The sequence below is a fragment of the Paraburkholderia sp. ZP32-5 genome (assembly GCF_021390495.1).
Lineage (GTDB): Bacteria > Pseudomonadota > Gammaproteobacteria > Burkholderiales > Burkholderiaceae > Paraburkholderia.
This window is the reverse complement of the sequence record NZ_JAJEJP010000003.1, coordinates 1248253-1273534: the sequence shown is the minus strand read 5'-3', so window position 1 is coordinate 1273534 and position 25282 is coordinate 1248253. Positions and strand designations below refer to the sequence as shown.

23 protein-coding genes are annotated in these 25282 nt (G+C 63.3%); 5 read left to right on the top strand and 18 right to left on the bottom strand.

Annotated features, from left to right (window positions below):
• Positions 1–53: 53 nt before the first annotated feature.
• From L0U82_RS38195 to L0U82_RS38175, 5 genes are all read right to left on the bottom strand, one after another.
• The gene (locus L0U82_RS38195; protein ID WP_233839018.1) at positions 54–839 is read right to left on the bottom strand and encodes a fumarylacetoacetate hydrolase family protein; all 786 of its coding nucleotides are present in this window, start codon (positions 837–839) and stop codon (positions 54–56) included.
• A gap of 156 nt (positions 840–995) precedes the next feature.
• Complete coding sequence (locus L0U82_RS38190) at positions 996–1625, bottom strand: hypothetical protein (protein WP_233839017.1); 630 nt, start codon at positions 1623–1625, stop codon at positions 996–998.
• 29 nt (positions 1626–1654) lie between these two features.
• Positions 1655–2170 carry a hypothetical protein gene (locus tag L0U82_RS38185; protein ID WP_233839016.1) on the bottom strand — a complete coding sequence of 172 codons (516 nt, stop codon included), beginning with the start codon at positions 2168–2170 and terminating at the stop codon, positions 1655–1657.
• A 22-nt stretch (positions 2171–2192) separates the two neighbouring features.
• Positions 2193–2795 (bottom strand): hypothetical protein, encoded by a 603-nt coding sequence (locus L0U82_RS38180; RefSeq protein WP_233839015.1) that lies wholly within the window; start codon positions 2793–2795, stop codon positions 2193–2195.
• A gap of 114 nt (positions 2796–2909) precedes the next feature.
• Complete coding sequence (locus L0U82_RS38175) at positions 2910–3809, bottom strand: LysR family transcriptional regulator (protein WP_233839014.1); 900 nt, start codon at positions 3807–3809, stop codon at positions 2910–2912.
• A gap of 1017 nt (positions 3810–4826) precedes the next feature.
• Between L0U82_RS38175 and L0U82_RS38170 the strand changes: the two genes are divergently transcribed.
• Entirely contained in the window at positions 4827–5645 is an 819-nt protein-coding gene (locus L0U82_RS38170) for an alpha/beta fold hydrolase (RefSeq protein WP_233839013.1), read from the top strand.
• Positions 5646–5838: 193 nt separating this feature from the next.
• On the opposite strand, the gene L0U82_RS38165 is transcribed toward L0U82_RS38170, so the two are convergent.
• Complete coding sequence (locus L0U82_RS38165) at positions 5839–7398, bottom strand: phospholipase D family protein (RefSeq protein ID WP_233839012.1); 1560 nt, start codon at positions 7396–7398, stop codon at positions 5839–5841.
• A gap of 267 nt (positions 7399–7665) precedes the next feature.
• On the bottom strand, positions 7666–8025 hold the full coding sequence (locus tag L0U82_RS38160) for a BON domain-containing protein (protein WP_233839011.1): 360 nt from the start codon (positions 8023–8025) through the stop codon (positions 7666–7668).
• Between the two features lie 630 nt (positions 8026–8655).
• Between L0U82_RS38160 and L0U82_RS38155 the strand changes: the two genes are divergently transcribed.
• Positions 8656–8952, top strand: a complete 297-nt coding sequence (locus tag L0U82_RS38155) for a hypothetical protein (RefSeq protein ID WP_233839010.1) — start codon at positions 8656–8658, stop codon at positions 8950–8952.
• 111 nt (positions 8953–9063) lie between these two features.
• On the opposite strand, the gene L0U82_RS38150 is transcribed toward L0U82_RS38155, so the two are convergent.
• From L0U82_RS38150 to L0U82_RS38140, 3 genes are all read right to left on the bottom strand, one after another.
• Entirely contained in the window at positions 9064–9678 is a 615-nt protein-coding gene (locus tag L0U82_RS38150) for a hypothetical protein (RefSeq protein ID WP_233839009.1), read from the bottom strand.
• 67 nt (positions 9679–9745) lie between these two features.
• Positions 9746–10519 carry a molybdopterin-dependent oxidoreductase gene (locus tag L0U82_RS38145; RefSeq protein WP_233839008.1) on the bottom strand — a complete coding sequence of 258 codons (774 nt, stop codon included), beginning with the start codon at positions 10517–10519 and terminating at the stop codon, positions 9746–9748.
• A gap of 2 nt (positions 10520–10521) precedes the next feature.
• Positions 10522–11115: a cytochrome b/b6 domain-containing protein gene (locus L0U82_RS38140; protein WP_233839007.1), complete on the bottom strand. Its 594-nt coding sequence runs from the start codon at positions 11113–11115 to the stop codon at positions 10522–10524.
• 142 nt (positions 11116–11257) lie between these two features.
• Between L0U82_RS38140 and L0U82_RS38135 the strand changes: the two genes are divergently transcribed.
• Positions 11258–12733 (top strand): HD domain-containing phosphohydrolase, encoded by a 1476-nt coding sequence (locus L0U82_RS38135; protein WP_233839006.1) that lies wholly within the window; start codon positions 11258–11260, stop codon positions 12731–12733.
• Between the two features lie 82 nt (positions 12734–12815).
• On the opposite strand, the gene L0U82_RS38130 is transcribed toward L0U82_RS38135, so the two are convergent.
• The 3 genes from L0U82_RS38130 to L0U82_RS38120 are packed head-to-tail and all read right to left on the bottom strand — an operon-like array spanning position 12816 to position 16337.
• Positions 12816–14222, bottom strand: coding sequence for an MFS transporter (locus L0U82_RS38130; RefSeq protein ID WP_233839005.1), 1407 nt, complete (start codon positions 14220–14222; stop codon positions 12816–12818).
• A gap of 39 nt (positions 14223–14261) precedes the next feature.
• Complete coding sequence (locus tag L0U82_RS38125) at positions 14262–15206, bottom strand: isocitrate lyase/PEP mutase family protein (RefSeq protein WP_233839004.1); 945 nt, start codon at positions 15204–15206, stop codon at positions 14262–14264.
• Between the two features lie 3 nt (positions 15207–15209).
• Positions 15210–16337 carry a TauD/TfdA family dioxygenase gene (locus L0U82_RS38120; RefSeq protein ID WP_233839003.1) on the bottom strand — a complete coding sequence of 376 codons (1128 nt, stop codon included), beginning with the start codon at positions 16335–16337 and terminating at the stop codon, positions 15210–15212.
• Positions 16338–16492: 155 nt separating this feature from the next.
• On the opposite strand from L0U82_RS38120, the gene L0U82_RS38115 reads away from it, so the two are divergent.
• Both L0U82_RS38115 and L0U82_RS38110 read left to right on the top strand, forming a co-directional pair.
• Entirely contained in the window at positions 16493–17371 is an 879-nt protein-coding gene (locus tag L0U82_RS38115; protein WP_233839002.1) for a LysR family transcriptional regulator, read from the top strand.
• A gap of 306 nt (positions 17372–17677) precedes the next feature.
• Positions 17678–18700 carry an XdhC family protein gene (locus L0U82_RS38110; protein WP_233839001.1) on the top strand — a complete coding sequence of 341 codons (1023 nt, stop codon included), beginning with the start codon at positions 17678–17680 and terminating at the stop codon, positions 18698–18700.
• Between the two features lie 73 nt (positions 18701–18773).
• Here the strand turns inward: L0U82_RS38110 and L0U82_RS38105 are convergent, their stop codons facing one another.
• The 5 genes from L0U82_RS38105 to L0U82_RS38085 all read right to left on the bottom strand — a co-directional run bounded on the left by L0U82_RS38105 (position 18774) and on the right by L0U82_RS38085 (position 25232).
• Positions 18774–19697: a LysR family transcriptional regulator gene (locus L0U82_RS38105; RefSeq protein WP_233839000.1), complete on the bottom strand. Its 924-nt coding sequence runs from the start codon at positions 19695–19697 to the stop codon at positions 18774–18776.
• A 179-nt stretch (positions 19698–19876) separates the two neighbouring features.
• Positions 19877–21442: a UbiD family decarboxylase gene (locus tag L0U82_RS38100; protein ID WP_233838999.1), complete on the bottom strand. Its 1566-nt coding sequence runs from the start codon at positions 21440–21442 to the stop codon at positions 19877–19879.
• A 124-nt stretch (positions 21443–21566) separates the two neighbouring features.
• A complete protein-coding gene (locus L0U82_RS38095) occupies positions 21567–22292 on the bottom strand; it encodes an enoyl-CoA hydratase/isomerase family protein (protein WP_233838998.1) in 726 nt (241 codons plus the stop codon).
• 40 nt (positions 22293–22332) lie between these two features.
• Positions 22333–24714 carry a xanthine dehydrogenase family protein molybdopterin-binding subunit gene (locus L0U82_RS38090; RefSeq protein WP_233838997.1) on the bottom strand — a complete coding sequence of 794 codons (2382 nt, stop codon included), beginning with the start codon at positions 24712–24714 and terminating at the stop codon, positions 22333–22335.
• A complete protein-coding gene (locus tag L0U82_RS38085; RefSeq protein ID WP_233838996.1) occupies positions 24711–25232 on the bottom strand; it encodes a (2Fe-2S)-binding protein in 522 nt (173 codons plus the stop codon). Before L0U82_RS38085 ends, L0U82_RS38090 begins: the two co-directional genes overlap by 4 nt.
• Between the last annotated feature and the right edge of the window lie 50 nt (positions 25233–25282).

Here is a 25282-nt window from a genome sequence, read left to right as displayed (position 1 = left end):
CCAGTTGAATGTCGGTTTGTTGTTTGAATTGCCGCGTCCGATGCACGAATCGATCAGGCCGATGCGCGCACGAGCGGATTGCTCAGCGTGCCGATTCCGGAGATGTCGACCTCCACGACGTCGCCGGCTTTCAGGTTCTCCGACGTGCCTTCGGTGCCCATCCAGATCACGTCGCCCGGATACAGCGTCATGTATTTCGACATACGGCTGATATAGGCGGCGACGCCGAAAATCATGCTGTTGGTCGGGAAAGACAGGGTTTCGCGGCCGTTCACACGAACCGTCGTAACCGCCGCGTCGAGGTCGACATCGGTCTCGATCCACGGACCCATCGGCATGAACGTGTCGCAGGATTTCGCGCGCCACAGCGTGCGGTCCGACGCCTGCCAGTCGCGCTCGCTGATGTCGTTGCCGATCGTGTAGCCGAGCACGCACGACAGCGCGTCCGCTTCCGTGAGGCCCTTGGCTTTGCGGCCGATCACGACGACCAGTTCCGCCTCGTACTGGATGCGTTCGCCCGCATCCGCCGGAATCACGATCTGATCGTTGTGCGCGATCAGCGCATTGCTGCCGCGATAGCCGATATCGGCGGCGGGCGGCAGTTTGGGTGTTTCGCCCTTGCTGTTGGCGAGCGCGGTCACGTGCGCCGCGTAGTTGAGACCGGCCGCGTAGAGTGTGCGCGGCATGACCGGACACAACAGACGAACGGATGCCAGCGATGTGCGGACGCCGGTCCGTTCGTAGCCGTCGAAAGGATCGCCGCTGACGGCCTCGATTTCGTCGTTTTCGATGATGCCGTAGCTGGCCTTACCGTCTGCCTCGAATCTTGCCCACCGCATGGAGTCTCCTGAATTCATCGGCGGCGTCGCGGATGTGCGGCGCATTCACCGTCAGGAGATGATCGCGCTTATCGATTGTCGTGATAAGCGCATTTTTTTGTTCGATTGGTGCGTGGTGCGCACGAATGGAAGGGGAGATGCTCTCGCTGTCGATCGTCACCGCTCACCGATTCTCAGCGGCTCCGGAAATCGCCGCGTCAATTCATAAGTGCCCGCAACGGGCCATGCCTGCGACGCGAACGGCAACGTATACGCCTGCGACGGTGGCCACACGCAACCGTCTTCACAGGTGGTTCGCGGTGCAGCGACGAGGTTTTCGCAACCGTGCGCCGCTGAAGACGCGGACACGTTTTTCATCGCGGCCGAAAGGCCGTCGGCGGCGATATAAATGGTCACGTCAGCGCCGTTTCTGACTGCCATGGAAGGACGCGCGGCCTGTTGACGGTAGGTGTCTGGGTCATAGCGAACCAGCGGCGTACCGCTGCAGCCCGCCGCCGCGTATGACAGCACCGACGGCGCGGACCACTGGAAGTCGGTCGCGGACGTTCCGTTGCTGTCGCTTCTTCGTTCGATCGCCGCGAAAATCGGCACGCCATCACTGTCGAGCAGCACGCCGTCGCTGCCGCCGAGCGACGTCAGTCGCCCGACCCGGTGACCTTGCGCGTCGAAAAGCTGAAGATGCCGGGTCCCGTTGTCATCAGATCGATCGCGGCCGTGATGCGCATCGTCGCTATACGATGCTGCCGCCGCGCAGGTCAGAAGCAACGCCACAATCAGCCGACGCATAAGTTCCTCCGAATGGTTGTTCCCGTCGCTCAGTACCTGACCGTCAGCGGTTCCGGATGATGCAAGGTCAGATCGTAGGTTGCCTCGGGGGCCCACTGCGGATTGAAGGGGTTCCCGACCGTGGAGTTCGACGGGCTTGCAATATAGAGCGTGACTGCGGTGCCGCGTCTGATCGCCATCGATGGCCGCGCCGGACACAACGCGCCGCCGCAACTGACGGGCACAACGCCGGTGCAATTCGACTCCGTCGTGCAGTCGGTGGCCATCCAGCGGAATTGCGAAGCGGAAGCATTCGAAAAGTCGTCGTTCGACAAGCGCTGGATTTTCACGAAGACCACCGCGCCATTGATCGTCATGTTGACGCCGAACACCGCATCGAGAGCATCGATCGTGCCGACATAGGCGCCGTTTGCGTCGAATACCGCTGCGACGTGCTCGGCCTGATGATGCTCGTGCATGTCCACGCCGCGTTGGTTTTGTCCGTAAGCGCCTGCTGCCGCGAGAAGCCAGCAGGTCGATGCAATGATGTGCTTCACGGCGCTCATGATGTGTCGCCCTTCAGTACCTTCAGTAATGAGCGCTGAGCGGCTCGGGGTAGTGGCCGGTGAGATCGAACGTGCTCCCGGACTTCCATAGCTCGATCGAATCCGGCTGAAAAGACTGGCAACTATTCAATACGGTCGCGAAGAAAGAACTGACAGGGGTGCTCGCCGATGCGCTATCCGCGGCGATGTACAGCGTGACGTTTGCGCCCGCTCGCACGGGAATCGACGGCCTCACGGGCGCGTAGATGTTATAGAAGCCGTCCGACACACCCAGGTAGCTTGTACCGGCGCAATTCGATGCGTCGAAGTAGACACCGGGCGCGCCCATCCATACCAGCTGCGAAGCGGAATATTCGATGTTCTGCTGGGTGATATCGTTCGGCGGTCCCGTGACCTGGGCGCGAACGACGGGAACGAATACCGGTGTGTGGTCGATCGTCAATACGACGCCGTCCTGATAGCCGTATGACACGATCGGTCCGACCCGTGTCCCGTTACTGTCATACAGCGCCAGAACCGGATCGTCATTGCGCTCGCGGGAATCGTTGTGCGGCGCCTGGTTGCCGCCGCCATAACTCGTCGCAGCCACTGAAAGAAGCAGCCCTGCAAGAAACGACCGGCGCATGCGACCTCCTCGGCGGACCGAAGATTCCGCGGTCGATCCGCATTCCACAACGAAGACTAGGTTGCGCCAACGAATGTTTCAAGCATTCATGTGTAGATAAATTCGCTTCCGTTACTACGCCGACGAAGCAGCGGAACTGATCAAAAGATCGAGGAAATGCTGAGCGGCCACCGAAAGCGGTCGATCCTTGCGCCGTATCACGCCCAGCGTGCGCGCGACTTTTGGATGAGTCAGCGGAATGCTGACTAGAGAGCGATGCCGGTCGCGCGGCAACGCGAGCTGGGGCACCACGCCAATGCCGACACCCGCCTGAATCAGGCTGACGAGTGCGGGCACGTGCTGCACTTCGCAGAACCACTGCGGCGGGCGCACGGTATTGGCGAGCGCGTTATCGATCAGCGTGCGGTTGCCGCTGCCTTGCGCAAGCACGATGTAGTCGTCGTATTGCGCAATCTCCGACCACGTGACCGACGCCTGGCTCGCGAGCGGATGATTGCGCAGACAGGCCAGCACGAACGGATCCTTGCGGATCGGCGTGAATTCGATATCGGGTTCCTGCGTGCCGATATAGGTCAGCCCGAAATCGGCTTCTCCGCGCGCGACCGCGAGAAACACGACCGACGACGTTTCGTCGATCAGACGCACGCGAATACCCGGATAACTGCGGTGATATTGCTCGATGGCGGTCGGCACGAAGAAGCTGACCGCCGACGGCACGCATGCAATCGTGACGAGACCGGTCAGGCGCCGCGCGAGATCTTCCATGCCGAATAGCGAGCTTTCGAGTTCGGCGAGTACATTGCGGGCTTTTTCGACAAACGATCGGCCGGCGACCGTCAATTCCATCTTCCGCGTGGTGCGCTCAAACAGACGCACGCCGAGCGCGCCTTCGAGTTTTTCCACGCGGCGCGATAACGCGGACGGCGAAATGTTCAGCGAATCGGCTGCCGCGCGGAAGCTGCCGAGATCGGCCGATGCAACGAAAGCGCGCAAGTCGGAGAGATCGAAATTCATTGCTGAAGCGGTGGGTTGGGGTTCGGGTTGGTGTTGGCGAAACGATGGCCATGCCGCGCGATGAAAAGGGGACGGCGTCGGCCGCATTGCTTATATCACCGATGGCGTACGGCGCGCAAAAGGCTGCGCGCTAACTTGCGTTCAGCGATGACTGTGAGCAGCAATTGACGGGAATTCGAAATGTTCCTCCGGATCGGGAGAAGTCTTGGACGAACTGACGTAAATCTGGCTGGCGAGATCCTGCGGTCGCATTTTTCTGTGTGACGTCAGCGGATGATCTGCCGGCAGTATGGCGATCAGTGGCTCCTTCGCCAGGACTTTGAATGAGTTCAGGAGAAGACTGGCTGCACAGTGTAATCTCCGCATCCGGTGCCTCCTCGCGGAGGATGCGCAGCGCATGCGGCAACCATATGACTTCCTGCCCCGCGAGGAAGCTCATGGCCAAGATGGGTTTTCCAGGCTGTTCCGCACGCCGTGCGCCGTCGATACCAGCTTCGACTTGAAGCAGCGCCAGACGCGCGTGATCAAGGAATTTTTCCGACAGTAGTAAGCGTCACGCCGTGTGTAGCCGCCGTTGGACGGCTGTCAACAGAGTCCCTTCCTCCGCAACCGCGATGAAACATCGCAGATGTCGAAGCTCCATTGGCTCGCCTGTATGCCTTTGAGGCATAGGTCAAATCATAGAAAGTCTTTGTCATCGAGGCAGGCGATACCTATATTGCAACGGCTGCCGTATCGACGAGCCAAGCGCCCACGTGGAGTTCTCACTGGCGTGGTCACTGCATTCCGAGTGCTCAATCACAGGCCGATTCTTGTACTCGACGCGTTCAGGCGCCAGCAGCAAGGGCGTCGCGCCGAGGGACATTTGGAGATCCATCGCAGCGTTGTCGGAGTGCGCTCCGCTCGCGTGTTTTCAGATGCGTATGAAATAACACTTCGAAAGAAGCCGTCGGCAGCATTCTCGATGTCTCGCGGAGAACCAGCACTTCAATCAATCTCTTATAGGAGGTACCAGCAATGCCTACGATCACCACTCCGGACGGCGTAAAGATCTTCTACAAGGACTGGGGGTCCGGTCAGCCGATCGTCTTCAGCCATGGCTGGCCCCTGTCGGCCGACGACTGGGACGCCCAGATGATGTTTTTCCTTCACCACGGCTACCGGGTGATCGCCCATGACCGGCGCGGGCACGGTCGGTCCGAGCAAGTGGGCACCGGCAACGACATGGATCACTGGGTCGCCGACCTCGCTGCACTGACCGAACACCTCGACGTCCGTGACGCGATCCACATCGGGCACTCCACCGGCGGCGGCGAGGTGGCCCGCTACGTCGCTCGTCACCAGGAGCGGGTCGCCAAGGCAGTGCTGGTGGCCTCGTTGACGCCGAACATGGTGAAAACCGACGCGAACCCTGGAGGTCAGCCGCGGGAGTGGTTCGACGCGGTTAAGTCAGGCATGCTTGGCAACCGGTCGGAGTTTTACCGGGCAGTCCCGGAGGGGCCGTTCTATGGATTCAACCGTGAGGGCGCCAAGCCGTCTGAGGCGGTGATCGCGAACTGGTGGCGTCAAGGCATGGCGGGCAGCGCCCAGGCCCACTACGAGACCGTATCGTCCTGGCTGGAGGACTACACCGACGATCTGAAGAAGATCACTGTGCCGGTACTGGTCATGCATGGCGAAGACGATCAGATCGTCCCGTTCGCCAGTGCGGTGCCCCGCGCGGTCGACCTGCTCGCGAACGGTTCGCTGAAGACATACCCTGGCTTCCCGCACGGCATGCTGACCACCCACGCGGACGTCCTGAACCCCGACCTTCTCGAGTTCATCAAATCCTGACGGGACACCAGCCCGAACCAGAACCAGGCAATTCGAGTGGTGGGCTCCATGGGTGCGCCACTCGACCCGGGCGTCCGCTTACGGGCCGCGATGAGTTGCTCTGCAGTCGTTGGGCCACTGGAATCCCGCGGCGTCAATGCTCATCGGGTCCGTGAATCCGGCCGGATGATGCCGGCTGGTGGACATGGCGTCACTAAAGCTGCGATTCGATCGGCAGAATGCTCAGAAACCAGATGCCCGCCTTGCGCAAACCCGACACGTCGGGCTCGCTGTCGAGCACCTTCACGGTACCGTCGCGCGCGGTATCGATCCACACGATGCTTTGCGTGCCATTCGGATTTGGGCGCAGTTCGAGCCGCCACGCTTCGTAATCCAGATTCGGCTCGACGGTATCGACCACCTGCGCGGCCGCCGGCGGGCTTTCGCAATACACGCCGATCTCCGTGTTGAGTTCGACCGAGCGCGGATCGAGATTCATCGAGCCGATGAAAATGCTGTCACGGTCGAATACGTAAGTCTTCGCGTGCAGCGATGCTTTGGACGAACCGAAGACGTGTTTTTTGTCCTTGTCATCCTTTTTGTCCGCCCCAGGTTTGAGTTCATACAGGCGCACGCCTGCTTTGAGCAGTGCCTTGCGGTAGCGTTGATAGCCGGCGTGCACGGCAGCGACGTCAGTGGCCGCGAGCGAGTTCGTCAGTACGGTCACGCGCACGTTCTTTTGCGTGAGGCCGGATAGCCATGCGACGCCTTCCTTGCCGGGCACGAAGTAAGGCGAGACGACGAGCAACTGCTGCTTTGGCTGAAGCTCCATCGCCTTTAGTTGCGTCATCAGATGACCTTGCGCGTTGCCCGGCGATCGCGTGATCTTTGAGGGATCGTCGTAGAGCAGCGTAGCCTTGCCCCACGAGTACGTGGTGTCCTGCTCCGAATGGATCACCTTCGTGAGCCGCTCGCGCGCATTGACAACGTAAGGGTTGTTTTCCTCGGAGGCGAGATACGTGTCGGACTTTGCGCGCACATCCGCAAGCGCCCCCGCGTCTGCCTTACGACCTATCAGCCGGTCGACCGGGTACGCAGCTTCGGAGTTCCAGTAGAGGTCGAACGCGGTCGATACTTCGCGCACCACGGGGCCATGCACGAACACATCGAGATCGCCGAACGCGACGTTGGTTGATGCGCCGAAATACTCGTCGCCGATATTGCGGCCGCCAAGAATCGCGCCCTCGTTGTCGGCGATCATCGCCTTATTGTGCATGCGCCGGTTCACGCGGAAGAACTCGGTGGCCATCCCGATCTTCTTGAAGGTGCGATTCGCAACTGGGTTGAAGAGGCGGATTTGCACGTTCGGATGCGAGTCGAGCGCGAGCAGCAACTTGTCGTCGGCATTGGTGCCGAGATCGTCGAGGAGGATTCTCACGCGCACGCCGCGATCAGCAGCGCGCATCACGGCGGCGGCTAGTTCGCGGCCCGTCAGGTCGTCGTGCCAGATGTAGTATTGGAGGTCGAGTGTGCGGTCGGCGCCTTCCGCGAGCACGAATCGCGCGACGAGCGCATTGACTGCGTCGGGCAGAAGATGAAATGCGCTTTCGTCTGGGTGCTGCTTCTCTTGTGGCGTGAAGGCAATGCCGAGGCGCGTGTCCTGCGTGTCGGTGATGGCGTGCGTCTGGATGCGGTCGGTCTGCGGCGGCAAGCTCGCGCATGAAGTCAGCAAGGCGAAGGTGAAGGGCACCAGAAAACTTCGCAGGGTGATCATGTGCGCTGCTCCGCAGCGTCGATGCGGCTCAGACTAACGGGGATGATCGTGCTTACAAGCGGAGCGTGGGGACCGTGGTATGGGTGCGCGTCTTATCCATGCGCACGCGCAGGCGGCGGTAGAACGCACCGACTGCAATATCGTTGCCCGACACTGCTCGTTTCACGGACCCGTCCGCGTCCCGGCCAGCAGTAGCGCGACAGGTCTGGCCGGAGCTTCGCCAGACCGGCGTTTCCAACTCCGTACCGGAAACCACCTCGAGCAGGGTCACTGGCCGCCTTCGTGAACCGCCAAGGTGTTCTTCACCGACGTAACGCCGGAAACGTGCTTCGCAAGCTCGCCGGCCTTCTCGATCTGGGCGCTCTCAGGGACATTCCCGGCGAGTGTTATCGCGCTACCTTTGACCAGCACCCTGACGCCCGAGGTGTCGACGCCACCCTTTGAGAGCGCCTGGAGTACCTTTTTGCTAAGCGCGCGGTTCGCTTTTCTAATGTCCGATTTGGATGGAGCCGCCGACGTGGCTGATTCCGTGGACGTGGCGGGTTCGCTGCTTTGTGACCATGCGTTGATGGATGCGACAACGATCAATGTTCCGCCAGCCAACTTGAGCGTTCTCTGTACGTTCATGTCTTTCTCCACTATTGACGCGGTACGGGGCAGACTCGACGCGACTCCCGATGCGCCGCAGGCGTACAGCCCTTCACGTGCCGCAACCCTGCTGTGACGACATCCTGACCCACAATGTAACGGCAAGCGACCACAGGTCTCCTGCACTCGTTGTGCGACCGTATGCTGAAAATAGCTCCCGTTGGGCCTGCGTGCTATGGGACCTTGGTCCCATATTCGAGCGATGCGTCAGACGAATCAGGCACATGCGCCAGATATCTTTTGTGCTCGGCCGTATGGCCGTTGTAGCGGCCTATCGCAAACCTACCGGGACGGCAATCCCGGCAATCTCATCAATTCGGCTTTTTCAGTCTTACGAGCGCGTCTGCAGTCTCACGAATTTCGTTTCCCCGCAGCTGACTCCATGCGCGCGAGCCGATCAATCATCAGGGGAAAAGTGACCGACGCCCGTGTCGAGCGGCGAAGTTTTTACAACCTGTGCCATTTTTAGCGGGTCGTATGTGACTCTCGCGCGAACCCACGCATTCAGCGTCACGGCAGCGCCGCTCGCGGCTTGGGTTCGCACCGACCGGCACGTTCGATGCTTGCGGACCAATAGCGTCAGCGCTTTGCCCGCCAGGGGAGAGGATCATGTCCAGCCAGTCCTATGTGCCATATCGCGATTGCAGCATCGAGGTGCGTGTGACCCTAGCAAAATCGCATGCGCTCGGCGGCATCTCACGGCGTTTTCGCGTGTCGTGGAGCGTCGTATTGCCGGCGCAGCAGAATCGGGAAGTCGCGAGCTTCCCGGAGCAACTCGATTTTCTTTCCGAGCAGCAGGCCTTCAAATATGGCGAGAAGCGCGCGCACACCTTCATCGATTCGGTGATGGCAGCTCAATCCCCTACGCGATTAGTAGTGGAAAAGCACGAGAGTTCCGCGGTGTAGTCGCGGGGGGTGTTTTACGGCAAGACAACGAAAACGGCGCAGGCAGAGTACCGCCAGCGCCGTCTATAACCAAACGCAAATCGCGCAGCGACGCCGCGCATACGCGCACATTTACATCGGCGGAGCTACACCGTCCTTCTCGACCACAACGAACTGACCATCATAGCTACCGCCCTTCGCCGGCGTCGCCACGACGAATACCTTCTTCCCACTCGTCAATTCAGCACGCGTAGCCGGGATTAGCGTGACGACCGGCACCGTCGTCGGCACATTGATCGTATTGCTGCCGCCCTTGTACGAGAGTTTGAGATCGCGCCCGCTGGTGCCTTCGACGACCGTATCCACGTTCGCATTCGTCATCGAGCTGTTCGCGCCAAGGTCCCACGCGTAGTGACCTTCGCCGGTGCCGCGCGCGGCTTCGGGGAATACCAGCACTTCCTTCGCGACCAGCTTGCCGTCGGCTCCCGGCAGCGCCGCCGCGCCGACATACGAGCCCGGCTTGATATCGGCAAGCTGAATCGCCTTCACGGCGTTCACTTTGGATGCGTCGCCGAGGTTGATGGTCACGTTGTCGCCGCTGCGCCGATGAACCGTCAACGTGCTGCCCGACACCGCCACGATGTCACCGCGAATCCGTTCGGGCTTGCCGGCCGGAGATTGAGCGAACGCTGCGCCGGCGAGTGTGAGTGCGACGACGGACGCCGCGAGCTTGAGTCGAATCGACATGGTGTTACTCCGTTGGTTTGTTGCGGTTAAATGAATCTGCGGGAATCTGCGGCTTGCGGCTTGCGGCTCAGGATCCGCCGAACCAGTTGTAGCCCTGGTTTTCCCAGTAGCCGCCGGGAAATTCGTTGGTGACCGTGATCGCGACGATGTGCTTCGGATTCTTGTAGCCGAGCTTCGTCGGCATGCGAAGCTTCATCGGGAAGCCATATTTCGCTGGCAAAACGTTGCCGTCATAAGTGAGCGTGAGCAAGGTTTGCGGGTGCAGTGCGGTCGGCATGTCGATGCTGGTCCAGTAGTCGTCGGCGCAATGCAGCGCAACGTATTTGGCTGTCGTATCGGCAGCGATTCGCGCGAGGAAGTCGGAGAAGCGCACGCCGCCCCATTTGCCGATTGCGCTCCAGCCTTCGATACAGATATGCCGCGTGATCTGACTCTGTTGCGGCAACGCGCGCAGTTCGTCGAGCGTCCAGATACGTTTGCCCTTGACGAGACCTTTAAGCTCCAACCGATAGGTGCTCGCATCGACTTCCGGCACCTGATCGATGTCGTAAAAGGCGTTGAACGGAAACGGCCGCGTGATCATCGAGTCGGGATACGTCGGCGCCAGCTTGCGCGGATCGAACAGCACGCCCTGCGCGCTGTCGTTTAACGACGACACGGTACGCAGCAGGTGATTGACCGACTTGTCGTTCGTCAGGTCGCAGCCGGACAGCAGCGCCAGTCCACCCAACGTCAGGATCCGCTTGCCGAACAGGCGTCGCGACGACGATTGCAGTTCCTTCCGCGCGTCCTTGATGATGGACTCGGTGTCGAGTGTGGGCTTCGATCTGGTCGAATTCATGATTAGCGGCCCCGAATCATCGTGAGCAGCGAACGTGGAACGAGCGCAACCATCACGACGTGGATGACGAAGAAGCCGACGAGTACACTCATCGCGGCGAAATGGACGATGCGTGCGTTATCGAAGCCACCCATCAGCGTGCGCAGAAGCGGGAATTGCACGGGCTTCCAGATGGTCAGTCCCGACAGGATGACCAGCACGATGTCGACGATCACAACCAGATAGGCCAGCTTCTGCACGGCGTTGTACTGACCGAGGTTGCCGTGACCGAGCTTGCCGCGCAGCGCCGCCACGAAATCGGCTATCAGTGTGCGCGGCGTCAGCGGAAAAAGCGTTCTACGCAGTCGTCCGGTGAAGATGCTCAGCACCAGGTAAGCTGCGAGATTGGCGACCAGAATCCACATGATCGCGAAGTGCCACAGCAGCGCGCCGCCGAGCCAGCCGCCTAGCGTGATCGACGCCGGAAAGCGGATCGCGGTGAAGATCGGTGAGGCTTCATAGACCTGCCAGCCGCTCATGCACATCAGAATCACGGCCACTGCGTTGATCCAGTGGAAAACGCGGACCCATACGGGGTGGATAGGGGTGGGGCTCAAAGAAACCTCGCTGGCTTCGCGGTTGAACTGGCGACAAGGATCGCAGGTGCGTCACCGCGGCGGTATCGGTCGAATGACCGATGCGGGGGAAACAGACGTGCTATTTATTCACATTAGCGACTAATAACGAAGGACCGTGGCAATGCAAAACGTTTCTGCAATCCGGGTGCTGGATGCGATCAAGGCGCTGGCGTTCATCGGCGACCTCAGCATGGGGCAGCCGACCGACCACTCGCCGCGCACCGGCTGGCTCGCGGCCCGGCTCGCGCAGGAAGCCGGTCTGGACGACGCGCAATGCGGCGTCGTCAAGGAAGTGTCGCTGCTCAGATGGTCTGGCTGCACGGCCAACGCGGCGGGCTTCTCCGACTGGCTCGGCGACGACATCGGCAGCCGAGCGGCGATGCTCGCGATGCGGCCCGACTGGACCGGCACCGATGAATCGGCCGAACAGGTAGGCGCCGCGATCATGCCGCTCGCCCAGGTGCATTGCGAAGTCTCGGGCGAGGTGGCGCACATGCTCGGTCTGCCCGCCGGCACGCAGGAAGCGCTGCGGCGCATTTTCGAAAGCTGGGACGGTGGTGGTTTTCCAGAGCGCAGAGCGGGGCGCGATGTTCCTGCCGAGGTATTCATGGTCGGCGTGGCCGGAGACCTGGAGATTCTGAGCCGCGTATATGGCCTCGAAAAGGCACAACTGCTGATCGCGCAAAAGGCCGGCCGGCAATACCCGACGGAATTGGCGCGGCTCGCGTCGGCCCGCGCCGCCGTGTGGCTGAGGGAACTCGATGATCCGGCCGCGCAACAGCATGCCGATTCGGCATCGTCGGAGGCGCTGCAACTGGTCAGCGCGCCGGAAATCGTCGCCGATGTGATCGACCTGAAGCTGCCATGGATGGCCGGTTATTCGCGCCGTGTCGCGCAAGCGGCCGGCGCGTGCTGCGCGCGCCTCGGCATGAGCGACGAGGCGACGCGCTGCACCTATATGGCGGGTCTGTTGCATGGCATGGGACGCATGGCCGTGCCCAACGCGATCTGGAACACGGCGGGCGAACTGAGTCGGGCCGCGTGGGAAAAGGTGCGTCTCGTGCCTTACTGGACCGCGCGCGCGGGTAAGCAGATCGAAGGCTTGTCGCGAGAGTCGGAGATCGCTTCGTTTGCGTACGAACGTCTCGACGGTTCAGGTTACTTTCGCGGTAGCGCCGGTGCCGCAATCGGACGGGAAGCGCGCGTCCTTGCCGTTGCCGCGGCGTGGGTCGCATTGCGCTCGGATCGTCCGTGGCGCGCGGCGTTGTCCGCCGCGCAGGCCGCGGCTTTACTCGACGAGCAGGCGCGGGCGGGGCGCTTCGATAGAGAGGTGGTCAATGCGACGGTGTGCGCGGAGGTCGACGATTTTCCGGTATCGAGCGAGCGGGCACGTAGCGCGAAGGCAGGGCTGCTGTCGCCGCGAGAAGTGGAAGTGTTGAAACACATCAGTCTTGGCGCGAGCAACAAGGAAGCTGCCCGCATGCTGGGTCTGAGCCTCAGCACCATCCGCACGCACGTGGAAAGCGTGTTTCGCAAGCTTGAATGCACGACGCGTGCGGCCGCTACGTTGAAGGCTTCGGCGCTGGGGTATATCTAAGGCCTGCTGCTTACGATGGAACGAACGAGCGAACGCTCGTGCGAATGCTCGTCGTTCCACGCGTAAGCAGACCCTCGCGGCTTCAATGTCGCGACACCGAAACAGCCGCCTCCGGATGCGACGCACGATCCCCGCCATAAGCAGCGGCCTTCCGATCTTCGATTACTTCAAGCGACTGCGAGCGCGTCTCGACGCCGAACACCATCACGATCAGCGCCTGCACCACCAGCAACGTCGCGACGCTGAACGCGACATAGCGGATGCCGCCGGCGTGATACATCAGCAGCGTCAGCGCAGGCGCGCAGAACGAAGCAATGCGTCCGAGCACCGCGCAAAAGCCGTTGCCGCGCAACCGGTAGCGTGTGCCGAAAAGCTCCGGGATATAGCAGGCCACCGCCAGCGCGACGATCGTGTACAGGCAGCAAAACAGCAGAAAGCCGACGATTGCCGCGATCCACGGCGAATTCGACAGCGCGTAACACACGCCCATCACCGCGCCCGCGAGCGACGCGATCGCCACGCAACGGCGCCGTCCGAAGCGGTCGGTGCACAACACGCCGATGCCCGCGCCGACCGGTCCGCCCAGCGACATCACCATGCTGAAGCCGAGCGACGAAGAAAGACTCACGCCCTGCTTGAGCAGGAATGTCGGCACCCACGTCACGAAGCTGTAGATCGCGATACCGATCACGATCGAGATCGTCGAGCCGACCAGCGTGCGCATCCGCACCTCGCGCGTGAACAGCACCGACAGCGGCGGCGCGGGCTCGCGCTCGGCCCCCGTCTGCGCGAATTCCGGCGCGCGATAACCCTTGCCGTGCACTTCCTCCTCGATCTGCGTGACGATGCGATCCGCTTCGGTGAGGCGTCCTTCGGTGGCGAGCCAGCGCGGCGACTCCGGCATCGACTTGCGGGCAATCCAGACGAGCAACGCGCCCGCGCCGGAGATAAAGAACATCGAGCGCCAGCCCACCAGCGGAATCAGGAAAAAGCCGGTAAGCGACGACACGAACAGCGCGGCATTGGTGACGAGCGCAAGCAGCGCCGAATAGCGGCCGCGATCGCGCGGCGGCGTGAATTCGATCAGCGTCGAATAGCCGACCACGATCTCCGCGCCGAGTCCGACACCCATGATGAAGCGAAACACGATCAGCCAGTTCATCGACGTGGCGAGACCGCCGGCGATCGATGCGAGTCCGAACACCAGCAGGTTTGCCTGATACGTGAAGCGTCGCCCGAAGCGGTCGCCGAGCAGGCCCGCGAGCGTGCCGCCGACCGCCATGCCGATAAACGTGCTCGAAATGAAATAGCCGTTGAGCGTCAGATTCGACATGCCGTTGTGCACGAGCGCACCCAGCACGGAGCCGGCCAGCGTGATATCGAAGCTGTCGAAGAACATGCCGGCCGCGATCAGCCACAGCATGCGCCGGTGAAACGCGCTGATGGGCAATGCGTCGAGACGCATGCCGATGGATGCCGGTGAAATCACGTTTGTCTCCTGTCTTTATCTTTTATGGCGCGAGCCGTTTCAGCGGGACGGATCCAGAAAGCGCGTGCGCAACGCATCCCACTCGTCGGCGCCCATGCGCTGAAAGCGCTCTTTCGCGCTCAGCGCGGTATTCGAAGCAGGCGGCACGCCGGTTTCCCTCAGCGCGGCAAGCTCGCGTTCGCAGGTCTGCATCACGCTTGCGAGCAGCAGGCTCGGCAGGATTGCGAGCCGATAGCCGAGTGCTTCGAGTTCAGCAAGCGGCATATCCGGACTCTTGCCGCCGCGCACGATGTTGAACAGGCACGGACCTTTCACTTCGCGCACGATCGCGGCAATCTGTTCGCGATCGCGCGGCGCTTCGACGAACGCCAGATCGGCACCGGCGGCGAGCGCGGCGTTCGCGCGCATGATCGCATCGTCGAAGCCATTGACGCCGTTCGCATCGGTGCGCGCGATCACGACGAAGTCCGGATCGCGCCGCGCCGCCAGTGCCGCGCGAATCTTCGCGACGAACTCGGGCACGGCAACCAGTTCCTTGCCGTCCAGATGTCCGCAGCGCTTCGGCGAAACCTGATCTTCGATATGGATGCCGGCGACGCCCGCCTGTTCGTAGGCCTGCACCGCGCGCGTCACGTTCAGCTCGTTGCCGAAGCCCGTGTCCGCATCGGCGATCAGCGGCACCGATGTGCATGCAACGATGCGCGCGGCGTTCGCGACCATCTCCGTCATCGTCAGCAGGCCGTAGTCCGGCAAGCCGTGCGACGCCGCGGTGCCCGCGCCCGTCATGTACAAAGCGCGAAAGCCCGCCTGTTCGGCGAGCCGTGCGGTGATGCCATCGTAGACGCCGGGCGCGGCGAGAAGCGGCCCGTCCTTCAGCATCTGTCGCAGCCGGGTCGTGGCCCGGCCTCGTTGCGAGTCGTTCAAAGTCTCTGTCTCCATGATGCTCGCGCGCGGCGTGCGCGCGAACCATACTACTGTGTTCATGTATCAGGCGGTTTGCGGCTCGCCTTCGAACGGTGCCCACTCGGCCAACGGCATGTTCATATGAGCGGCCTGGCGCTTTTCATAGGCCTCGAACTGCGCGGTGCGATTGCTGCCGCGCAGGCCGCCGCGTACCGCGCCCGCGCGCACGTCGCCGAAATACTCGCGCCAGTTGGGCGGCAGCGGTTGCGCACCGGGTATCGCGAGCCACAGGCGCAGCAGATGCCGCTTCATGTCGAAATCGTCATGATCTTCGAATGCGCTGCGCGAATGGATCGTCACGTAGTTGTTCAGCAACTGCAGGTCGCCGCGTTCGAGCCACATCGAAAAGCAGAAGCGCGGATCGGGCATCAGTTCGTCGAGCAGATCGAGCGCTTCGGTTTGCGCGGCGGTGAGGCGCGGCACCTGCTCGAAATCTTTTTGCGCGGCGATCACGTTCTTGCGATTCAGACGCATCGCAAACCAGTCGGGCTCGTTGCCGACGATCGGGCAGCAGTACCACGGACGCTGCGCCGGGTCCTGCGCGCCCTGATAGCTGTAGTAGAACGGGCCGCGCAATACGTCGGCGAAGTCCGGGCGGCGCCGCGCGATTTCCTCGTAGACGGCGAGCGAACTGACGACCTTGCTTTCGCCGCCGCTGCGCGCGGTGCGGCGGCATAGCAGGCCGACCACGTCGCAGGAATCCATATGGAAGTCCAGCGATGCATTGGTGTTGTAGCCACGGCCATTGGTCGTCTTGTAGACGGAGCCGATGTCGCGCACATCGTTGATCACTTCGCTCGCGCGATTCTGCGTGCGCGCGACGCCCATATGCAGGCTCATCCCCCAGTACGCGAGCCGCGTCTCTTCCTCGCTCCAGCGATCGACCGGAAAGCCTTTGAGCAGGCACATGCCCCAGCGGCCTTGCGTCGTCGCGATCGCGCGTTGCAGCGCGGCGCGTGCGGCGGCGCCGATCGGGAAGTCGTCGGGCGTCAGATCGAGTAGCGGACGGTTCAGCTTCTTCGCGTGCGCGAGCGCGCTTTCAAAGCCGGCGATTTCCTCGGCATCGAGGCGCTGGATCCATGAGTGTTCGCGGTCGGCATCCGCGGCAAGCCAGGCGGCGGGGCGGGATGGGAGTCGGGATGAGGAATTCAACTGCGCTGTCTCCGGTTTCGTCTGTTTAATCGCCGCCTCGCGTGGGGCCCGCGGCATTCGCGGCGTAGCGGGCAAGCGATATCTTGAAAAAAGTATAGGCCCGACGGATAGTAAGAAAAAGTGACGTTATTTGAAGGCCTTGATAAGGATTTTTGATGAAGCTGGAAGCGTTCTCGACCCTCGAAGCGGTGCTCGCGGAAGGCTCGTTCGCGGCGGCGGCAACTGTGATGAACCTGACGCCGAGCGCGGTCAGCATGCAGATGAAGCATCTCGAGCAGTATCTCGGGCAGCCGCTGTTTCATCGCGCCGGCTTGCAGGTGCGCCCCACCGAAGCCGCGCATCGGGTGATGGCGGCGATGCGCGACGCGCTGCACGAGATCGATGCGATGCGCCGGCGTCACACCACGGCGGTCGAGGGCACGTTGCGGCTCGGGCTGATCGAATCGATCCAGCCTTTGCTGTTGCCCGGCACGATGCGCCGGCTGCGCGATCTGCATCCACGGCTCGTGGTGCGTCCGCGCCGCGGCCGCAGCGCCGGGCTCATCGACGACGTGAAGGCCGGGCAACTCGACGCCGCCGTGGTCGCGCAGCCGGAGACCGGGCGCGTGGCCGGGCTGTCGTGGTCGCCGCTGCTCACGCGCGAACTGGTGCTGATCGCGCCGCCGACGGAGCGCGGTGCGACCGCGGCCGACTTGCTCGCGCGCTACGACTGGATTCGCTACGACCGGCAGACGTCGACCGGCGCGATGGCGGCGCGCTACGTGCGCCAGTTGATGCCGGAAAAGCGCAGCACGCTCGAACTCGACACCGTGACCGCGATTGCCGCGATGGTCAGCGAAGGGCTTGGCGTATCGGTCGTGCAGATCATGGACCCGAGCATTTGCGAGCTATACCCGGTCGAGATTCTGCGTCTCGGCAGTTCGTTGCAGATCTCGGTCGTTACGCGCAAGGACGATGCGGACCATCGTGGTTTGCTGGCGCTGCGCGAGGCGATGGAACACGTGGTGAGGGCGAAGCACAGCCAGCGGCTCTGAGGCTGGGCCGCGCGTATTGGCGGCGAGTGAGCACGGCACGCTGCAAACCATACTGCGGATATGCGTGCAACACGCGCGATCCGGATTTATCGACGGCAGTGATTAGTCGATCAAAAAACACTGCTTCACGGCACGAGGACGCTTATTTACACTCTGCGCAGACGGACCCGGCATAGGGTCCGGTATTCGTTCGCGCATTTGTGTCGATCACGCACCCACTCGCATGTCCTTCATCGCAGAGTTCGACGTGAGCGCGACCCGCAGCCGACAAAACCCGGCACCCACGCGAACGACAGGAGACCATCAATGGACAGCGTCAATCTCGAGGTGCTCAAAGCCAGCCAACGCTGGATCGCCGCCGGGCATCGCGTGCTTCTCGTGACGGTGGTGAAGACCTGGGGCTCGTCGCCGCGCCCCGAGGGCTCGATGCTCGTCGTGCGAGACGACGGCGCGGTGACCGGTTCGGTATCGGGCGGTTGCATCGAGGACGATCTGATCGAGCGCGTGCGTCGCGGTGGCGTGACGATGCAGCGGCCGCAGGCGGTGCGCTACGGTATCAGCGCGGACGAAGCGCATCGCTTCGGTTTGCCGTGCGGCGGCACGATCGAACTGGTGCTCGAACCGCTCGATGACGCGAGCGGTATCGCGGCCCTGTGTCGCCGCGTCGAAGCAGGCGAACTGGTTGCGCGCACGCTCGATATGGCGAGCGGCGACGCGACGTTATCGCCGGCGGGCTCGCTTGAAGGCGTGGTGTTCGACGGCAAGCGCTTCATCACGATTCACGGGCCGCGTTACCGCCTGCTCGTGATCGGTGCGGGTCAGCTTTCACGCTACCTGTGCCTGATCGCGACGGGACTCGACTATCACGTGACCGTCTGCGATCCGCGCGAAGAATATACCGACGTATGGGACGTTCCCGGCACCACGCTCGTGCGCACGATGCCCGACGATACGGTGCTCGCGATGCGCCTTGACGAGCGCTGCGCGGTGATCGCACTCACGCACGATCCGAAGCTCGACGATCTCGCGCTGATGGAAGCGCTGAAAACGCCTGCGTTCTATGTCGGCGCGCTCGGCTCACGGCGCAACAACGCGACGCGGCGCGAGCGTCTGAAGGAATTCGATCTGTCCGCTGCCGAGCTGGCGCGTCTGCATGGTCCGGCCGGAATCTATATCGGCAGCCGCACGCCGCCGGAGATCGCGATCTCGATTCTCGCCGAGCTGACGGCCGCGAAGAACGGCGTATCGCTGCCGACGATCCTGCAAGTAGAGGGCGCAAAGGCCGCGCGCGAAATCGCGGCGTCGGCCGATTCATTCTGCTTTGCGTGATCGTGAGAGCGCGCGACGAGCGGTAAATAGGGCCGCCGCCGCGCGCATCTTTCGCACGCGGCAGCAGGCAGGCTCAGTCTTCGTCGAGTTCGTCGACGCCGACCGGCTCATCCTTCGCCGCTTCGGTGAACATCGTGGTGAACTGATCGAGCGTGGCGAGCGTGTCGCGCCCGGTGCGCGTGATCCGATAGAACGACAGCGGCACCTCGGGGCGCAGCGCGTCGACGCGCACGCGATAGCGGTAGCAGATGTGCTCGCAAAACGACGGCATCACAGCAGTGCCGAGCCCTTCCTGCGCCATCGCGATCGCTGTCTGCAGATGATCGACGACGATACGGCGGCTCACCGTCACTTCCTCTTTTGATAGCGTGGCTTCGATCAGCCGTTGCAGCGGATTATCTTTCGGCAGCGTAATCAGCGGCTGATCCTCGAGCGCGGTCCAGCGGATGCCGGGACCATGGCGCGGCGCGCCGGCCGGCGCTTGCGAAATCGCCACGAGCCGGGTGGGGAACAGCGGCGTGCGATCGATACCGGAGAGCTGCGAGAAAAACACCCCGAACGCCGCGTCGAGATGGCCTTCCTCGACCATCTGCACGAGTTCGGACGGGTTGCGGTCGACCAGTTCGATCCGCGCGGCCGGATACACCTGCGAGAAACGCGCGAGCACCGACGGCATCAAACTTGCCGCGATGATCGGCGTGCAGCCGAGCAGCAGCGACGATTGCTTCTGGCGCCCGAGTTCGTTGAGTTCGATGACCGACTTTTCGAGCGACTCGACGATCGACATTGCGGTGGGGTAGAACAGGCGGCCCGCTTCGGTCAGCGACACGGTGCGGGTCGTGCGTTCGAGCAACCGGCAATTGAGCTGCGTTTCCAGTTCCCGGATGATCGCGGAAAGCGCCGCCTGGCTCAGATGCATGCTCTGCGCGGTCTTGGTAAAGCTCGACGCGTTGGCGACGCCGAGAAAAACCTTCAGTTGTTTGAGGGACAGATTCATCAACGACGGTTATGTGTATGTCGGGCGTGGGAGATGCCCGATTCTATCCCGTCCGCCATGACGGCTAGCGGCGGCTACCGGTGCATGCATGCACATGCAAGCGCGGTAGCCGCGAGGCGCGCTTCACAACTCATCGCGCAAACGCGTCGCAAGCGCGTTGAAAACACGTCGCAAGCGCATCACGCAAACGCGTACCGGCCTTCCGCGTCGCGCTTGATCGCACGCCGTTGCGCGGTGTCTTCGAGCCAACGCACCACGTCGCGGCCGTCACGCGTGCCGGTCGCGGCCATCAGCTCGGAGAAGCGCTTCGGCCCGTGTTCGAGCGCCGCTTCCAGCGAATCGAAACGCGCGCCTTGATATGCGGGCGGCGTCGGCACGCGATGCTCCAGATCGCGCTCGGCGCCCGGTGCGAGCAGCGGCAGCGTCAGATCGAAGCCGGCCTTCGCGGTCTTGTTCGTGCCGAGCAGCGACGGGTCGAGCGGCATCGCACGCAGGCTGTCCTGCACCACCAGATCGCGATCGGCCTGGAAGCGCGTGGCGAGCGCCCAGTCCATCTGCTCATCGGAGAACACGTCGATGTCGGGATCGACGACGAACACGTGCTTCACGTTCGCGAGCGACGCGAACACCGCCGCGATCGCATTGCGCGCTTCGCCCGGCACGCGCTGCTGCAGCGCGATGCGCACGTTGAACATGCCGCCGGTCGCCGGGTTCGCGTAGACGGACTTCACTTCGCGCACGGCCGTTTCGAGCGCGCGCCATACGGTCACTTCGGTACGCAGCGCGGCGAGCTGCGCGGTGTCGGTGCGCGCCATCGAGCGTCCGCCGATCGTGCAGGTCTGGAACACCGCGTCGCGCCGATGCGTGATCGCGGTCAGATGGAACAGCGGGTTGGTCTTTACGCCGCCGTAATAGCCGAGGAATTCGCCATACGGGCCTTCGGATTCGGCGTGGCCGCGCTCGTCCAGATAGCCTTCGAGGATGAACTCGGCGTCGGCCGGCACCAGCAGGTCGTTGGTCACGCACTTGACGACGCCCATCGGCGCGCCGCGCAAAGCGGCAACCAGTTCGAGTTCGTCGGCGGGAATCCGCATCGTCGCGCCGACGTGGTCGATCGGATGCGTGCCGACCGCGAAAGCGACCGGCGTGCGCTCGCCGCGCTTCGCATGGCCGATCGCGATCGCGCGCAGATCCGACGGAGCGACCAGGTCGATGCCGGCAGTGCGGCGTCCGCGCAGCATCAGCCGGCGAATGCCGACATTGGTCCAGCCGGTGTCCGGATCGACCGCGAAATCGATCGATGCCGAGATATACGGCGCGCCGTCCAGCTCGTGTTGCAGATGCACGGGCAGGGCGGTGAAATCGCATTCGTCACCGGTCAGCACGACCTGCTGCACCGGCGCTTCTTCACGGCTCACTTCGACGAGTTTGCCCTTCACGCGCAGGCGCTCGCGCACGGTATCGAGCAGGCGCTGCGGCGTCGTATCGAACGCCAGTGCGAGCCGCGAGCGGCTGGCGGCGACGCTGCCAGCCAGCGAAATCGCGCCGCCGGACGGCTTCGCGAACCACACCGCGCGCGGGTTGCCTTCCATGATGCCGGCGATATCACCAAGGTCGACCGGCCCTTCATGGCGTTCGAGTTCGGTGTCGTCGAGCGCTTCGAGAAAGCGGCGCAGGCGGAAGCGTTCGAGGTCGGGTGCGGGCGTGCCGTCGGCGGTAGAGGGGATGGCGGTCTTCGGTCTCAATCTGGGTTCCTCGCGCAGCATGGCTGCGCAGTTTTCTAAGGCATTGAAGCGTCGAGCGAGACGGCGGCGTCGCGCGGAACGTGCTGTTTTGCGCGAATGCCGCCGCGTGAGCGTGTCGTCGGAATCAGAAGCGCGCGGACAGCGCGGTCGCCGCGAGATGCGCGGCAAAACCGCTCGCGCCGCTCGCCGGCATTTCGGGCGCGAGATGCAGGAACTGCTTGACCGCGCGCAGCGTGACCGCGCTGCAGCCGAGCAGCGTTTCCGTGAGCGCCTGCGCTTCGGCGTCGAGATTCGCGGCGGGCACCACGCGGCTCACGAGCCCGGCTTGCAGCGCTTCGCTCGCGGATAGCCGGATGCGGCTTAGCACCATGTGCGCGACGGTCTTCACCGGCACGCGGCCGATCAGCGCGGACATCACCAGCGTCGGCGGGATGTCGCGTTCCATTTCGGGGATCTGGAAGATCGCGTCATCCGCGGCGAGTGCGACGTCGCACACGCCCGCGAGCGCGGCGCCCACGCCGAGCGCTTCACCGCGCACGACCGACACCACCGGCACGCGCACGGCCTTCAGCGCGTCGTACAACGCGAGCGGCGGCGCGGCGACCACGCGGCGCAGCGTTTCGGCGGACGGCTTCGCGTCCTTCGGCGGCATCGGCGACTGGCGGCCCTTGCAGAAGTCGGGGCCGCTCGACAGGATGCGCACGAGCTTCACGTCATCGTCGAGCGTCGTGACGGTTGCGATGATCGCTTCGCTCATCGATGCATCGATCAGGTTGCCGTTCTCGGGACGGTCGAGCACGACGTCCACGAGCGGGCCGTTGCGTTGGATCGCAACGTGAGGGCTGGACATGCTGGTCTCCTTTGCCATCAAGGCGTGTTCATTTGTTCAATCAGTCAATGCTGACGGCGTCGCCGCGGGCGTGCGTGTGGATAAATTCCCACACGACTTTCGGCGTCGCCGGCATCGCCAGTTCTTCGGTGCCGTATTCCTTCAGCGCATCGGCGAGCGCATTGAAGATCGTCGCGGTGGCGGGCGTGATGCCGCTTTCGCCGCCGCCCTTCACGCGCAACGGATTGCCATGCGTCGGGTCTTCGGTCAACTCCAGATTGAGCGGCGGAATCGCACCCGCGCGCGGCATGCCGTAGTCCATATACGAGCCGGTCAGCACCTGGCCCGTGTCGCGATCGAGATAGCAGGTCTCCGACAGCGCCTGGCCGATGCCTTGCGCGAGACCGCCATGCACCTGACCTTCGACGATCAGCGGATTGATCGGCTGACCGACATCGTCGACCGATGTGTAGTTGACGAGCTTCACGATGCCCGTATCCGGGTCCACTTCGAGTTCGCAGATTGCAGCGCCCGTCGGATGCGCGGGCACGCGCGTGTTCACTTCGGCTTCCGCATAGAGCTTGCGGATCGTGCGCTCACCGGACGCATCCGGCAGACCGTCGCGCGCGACGTGGGCGGCGATGTCGAACAGGCTGATTGTGCGAGCCGTTGCATTCGCATCCGTATTCACTTCCGCAAACATGCCGTTCGCAAAGCTCACCTGCTCGGCCGGGATCTCGAACAGTTCGGCGGCCACGCGCTTGCCTTGCGCGACGATCTGCGCGGCCGTATCGACCAGCAGCATGCCGCCGAGACGCATCGAACGATCCGAATGGCTGCCGCCGCCGATGCTGACGAACGCGGTGTCGCCGGTGCGCAGCGTGATCGAGCCGATCGGCACGCCCAGATGCTGCGCGATGACCTGCGCGAAGGTGGTTTCGTGGCCCTGACCGGTGGACTGCGTGCCCGACACGATATCGACGCGGCCTTCCGGCAGCACGGTCAATTCGATCCGCTCGCGCGGCGCGCCGACCGGCGACTCGATGTAGTTCGCGAGACCGATGCCGCGCAGCAGGCCCTTCGTGCGCGACGCCGCGCGACGTGTCTCGAAGCCGTTCCAATCCGCGAGTTCCAACGCGCGCGCCATGTTGCGCGCGAATTCGCCGCTGTCGTAGGTGAGGCCCATCGGGCTGCGATACGGCAGCTTGTCATGCGCGACGATGTTGCGGCGGCGAATCTCCGCGCGGTCGAGGCCGAGTTCGGCAGCCGCGAGGTCGAGCATCCGCTCCATCACGTGATGCGCTTCCGGACGTCCCGCGCCGCGATACGGCGCGGTCGGCACCGTATTGGTCAGCACCGCGCTGATGTGCACGGCGGCGAGCGGCACGTCGTAGACCGTCGTCATGATGCGCGTGCCGTTCGACATCGGCACATACGAAACCGTATGCGCGCCGACGTTGCCGATCCATTCGTTGTCGATCGCGAGAATGCGGCCGTCGCGCGCGAAGCCGAACGTCGCGCGCACGATCTGGTCGCGGCCCTGATAGTCGGACAGAAACGCTTCGCTGCGATCGCTGGTCCACTTCACGGGCCGGCCGAGGCGGCGCGCGGCCCACACCACCGCAAGCTGCTCGACGTAGATAAACGAACGCGGACCGAAGCCGCCGCCGGTGTCGGGGCAGACCACGCGCACCTGCGAAGGCGGCACCTTCAGCGCGGCGGCGAGGCACAGCTTTTGCCGCACCGCGCCCTGGCTGCCCGAAATCAGCGTGTAGACGCCACTGTCGCGATCGAATACGCCGATCGCGCCGCGCGGCTCCATCTGGCAATTGACGACGCGGCTGTGATGGAACTCGCGCTTGAGCACGAGCGGTGCGTCGGCGATGATGCGCCGCGCCGCTTCCCGATCGCCGATCTGCGTCTGAAAGCACAGGTTGCTCGCGGCGCCGTCCCACAGTTGCGGCGCGCCTTCCTGCATCGCATCGGCCGCGTTGACGACCGCGTCGCACACGTCGTAGTCGACGTCGATCAGCTCGCTCGCGTTGCGCGCGGCAAGCAGCGTTTCCGCGATCACCATCGCGATCGGCTCTCCGACGTAGCGCACGCGGTCGATCGGCAGCGGGATATGCAACTGGTTGAAGATCTCGCCGGTCAGCGACGTCAGAAAAGCCTTCTTCGTCGCATCGACCGCATCGATCGGATTGGGGATGTGATCGACGCCCTGATAGCCGTCGTCCAGATAGTCCTGGCCGACCAGCACCGCGATCACGCCGGGCACCTCGCGCGCGGCCGTCACGTCGACCGAGCGCAGTGCCGCATGCGCGTGCGGCGAGCGCAGGAACGCCGCATACAACTGGCCTTCGACGCGCAGATCATCGGTGTATTGACCGTTGCCGGTCACGAAGCGCCGGTCTTCCAGGCGGGGGAGAGGTTGGCCGATCATCGCTTGATGTCCTCCGCCGTGGCATCGGCGAGCGCCGGATACATCTCGTGCGCCGCGTGGCGCACCGCTTCGATGATGTTCACATAGCCGGTGCAACGGCAGATATTGCCTTCGAGCGCGTGGCAAATGCTCTCTTCGTCGAGCTTCGGCGTGTCGCGCAGATGGAAGGCCGCCGCCATGATCATGCCAGGCGTGCAGAAACCGCACTGCAAGCCATGACACTGGACGAATGCGTTCTGTACCGGATGCAGCGGCGCGCTTTGATCAGCGTTGGCGTTCGCGCGCAGCCCTTCGACCGTCGTGACGGTGCCACCGCTCGCCTGCGCGGCGAGCACCGTGCACGACTTCACCGCGACGCCGTCGAGATGGACCGTGCACGCGCCGCACTGGCTCGTGTCGCAACCGACGTGCGTGCCGGTGAGGCGCAGCGTTTCGCGCAGAAATTCGACGAGCAGCGTCTGATCGGGCACGGTGCGCTCGACATCGACGCCGTTCACCCGCAATTGGATTTCAGCCATGATTCACCTTTGTTGCTACACCTGCTTGAGCTGCTTTTAGCGTTGCACTG